General features: G+C 67.7%; 2 protein-coding genes and 2 pseudogenes. 1 reads left to right on the plus strand and 3 read right to left on the minus strand.

From position 1 onward, the window contains the following. Nucleotides 1-113: 113 nt before the first annotated feature. Both KZ829_RS35335 and KZ829_RS35340 read right to left on the minus strand, forming a co-directional pair. On the minus strand, nt 114-1016 hold the full coding sequence (locus KZ829_RS35335; protein WP_220148178.1) for an RpnC/YadD family protein: 903 nt from the start codon (nt 1014-1016) through the stop codon (nt 114-116). Between the two features lie 62 nt (nt 1017-1078). Continuing rightward, nucleotides 1079-1389, minus strand: a pseudogene (locus KZ829_RS35340) (aminoacyl-tRNA hydrolase); the annotation flags it as partial. Between the two features lie 46 nt (nt 1390-1435). Here KZ829_RS35340 and KZ829_RS35345 point away from each other — a divergent pair. Then, complete coding sequence (locus tag KZ829_RS35345; RefSeq protein ID WP_220148179.1) at nt 1436-1618, plus strand: recombinase family protein; 183 nt, start codon at nt 1436-1438, stop codon at nt 1616-1618. Between the two features lie 189 nt (nt 1619-1807). Here KZ829_RS35345 and KZ829_RS35350 read toward each other — a convergent pair. Continuing rightward, nucleotides 1808-1996 (minus strand): annotated as a pseudogene (locus KZ829_RS35350) (hypothetical protein); the annotation flags it as partial.

Consider the following 1996-nt stretch of genomic DNA (forward strand, 5'->3'; position numbering starts at 1 on the left):
CCCTTGGCGGGTGGGGGGGGGCGGCCAACCCCCCACACCCCCCCCACCGCCGGGCCCCGGGGGGGGCGGGCCCCCCCCCGGCCCGCCCCCCCCCCGCCGGGCTGAAGCCTTCCCTAACGGATTTCCAGCCCCAGATCCTCCACCCGCTCCACGGTCACGGCTCGCCGAAGCCATTCTTCGAGCCGTTCCAGATCGGTGCACCCGGTGATTTTCGCCCGGTCATCGTCGGAGACGTCGAAGCCTCGGGTCGCGAGCACGGTCAGGATTGCACTGGCTTCGCCCTCGGCCTTGCCCTCGGCCTTGCCTTCGGTCTTGCCTTCGGCTCTGCCGGCGGCGAACTGCCGCCGCGCCCAGTCACTCTTGTACGGGTAGTCGGTGGTGGTCATGAAATCCTCCAGCAGCTTGCGGGTTGCGGCTGACAACGCCGTGAGCATGAAGTCATGGTATAGAGCCGCACGGTCGACATCGACCGCGTCGAGGGCCGCGAACAGGGCCTTGAACAGCGGAATGGGATCGGTGCGGTCAGCGTGGGCGAGGGTGGACAGCACGGTCAGTTCAGGCAGCCGCTGGGCGGCCGCCGGGTCGGTGACGACGGGAACCTCATCGGGCCCGAGGGCCACCGGAACCACCTTCGACGCAGGTGGGCCGATCTCGATCGGGTTGGCGGCCCAGCCGGCCGCACTTCCGTCCGGACATATCACCAGCAGGGCCACAGGGCAGCTCAAGCGTGCGTGCAGAGTGGCCACATAGGCCGGCCAACTTCGTCGTTTCCGGGCGTCGATCCGGAGTTGAACCTCCACCACGACGGCCAGGACATCGGCTCCCGCGCGGGTCAGTCTGATCACCGCGTCGGCGCGGTACTCGGTGGGGGCGACATCCGTCAGCTCGGCTGAGGAGAGGTGCGCCTCGTCGTACTCGGGGAGATCTCCGTGCAGCGGGCCATCGAGCAGCTCCGCAGCCAGGGAGGGCCGTCCCCGAAACATCTCGATGAGTATTTCGTGCAGGTGTGACGGCATGCGGGTTAACGTACCGCCAGTTGCTCCATGACGCTAGTCGCCTGTCACCTAGAAGGGTGACCTCAGTCGAAGTCCCCGCCCCGGCCGCGTTTCACCTGGGCCCGGCGCTTCTTGTCGGCGATGCGCCGCTCGACTGAGCCCCGGGTCGGTTTGGTGGCGCGGCGCCGGCGGGGCGGGGGCGCGATGGCAGCGGCCACGACGGAGGCGAGCCGGGCCTCGGCGGCCTCGCGGTTGCGCAGCTGCGAGCGGTGTTCCGAGGCTGTGATGGTCAGCACGCCGGTGACCAGACGGTTGCCCAGCCGCTCGACGGCCCGGTCGCGCAGCGTGGGGAGAGCACGTCGGGCCCGGCCAGGTCCCAGGACAGCTCGACCCGGCCATAGATTCAGAGGTGTTGATCTCGAACCTGAGGAGATAGCCGATTGAACACCGGAAAGCCCCTCCGTGTCGCCATCTATGCCCGCCTGAGCCAAGCCGCCGAGGAGTCTGTCAGCATCGCGCGCCAGATCGAGGCGTGCGAAGCCATCGCCAAGGCCCGCGGTTGGACCGTGGTCCAGACCGAAGCCGAGGAGGATGTCAGCGGCTCGAAGAAGTCGCCGAAGTAGCCGAAGATCACCGCGCGCATGGCCCACACACGGACGCGCCGGAGACCCCGTGGTGCGAGGGCCTCCGGCGAGGCGGTTCCGTGCGGTGGATCAGGATCCGCGAAGGATCAGGTTGCCGTTGTCAGCGGCGCCGCTCTGCGAGCCGCTTGTTTCGCTGGCGCGTTTTGCGGCGCCGCATTCCCCGCGGCTTTATCCCGCTGGCGTTTCGTTCAAGCCCAAACCACGCAGGATGTTATCGCGGTTCGCGTTTGCGCGCAGCGCGGTCAAGGAGTTCAAGCGGCCCAGCAAAGTCGTGGAAGATGCGGGGCATTTCAAGTCTTGAATCGCCGACAAGGTTTTTTCAAAACGTTGGATGCGGCTTTCGAGGTCCGTTCCACT

The organism is Actinoplanes hulinensis (assembly GCF_019429605.1).
Classification (GTDB): Bacteria; Actinomycetota; Actinomycetes; order Mycobacteriales; family Micromonosporaceae; genus Actinoplanes; species Actinoplanes campanulatus.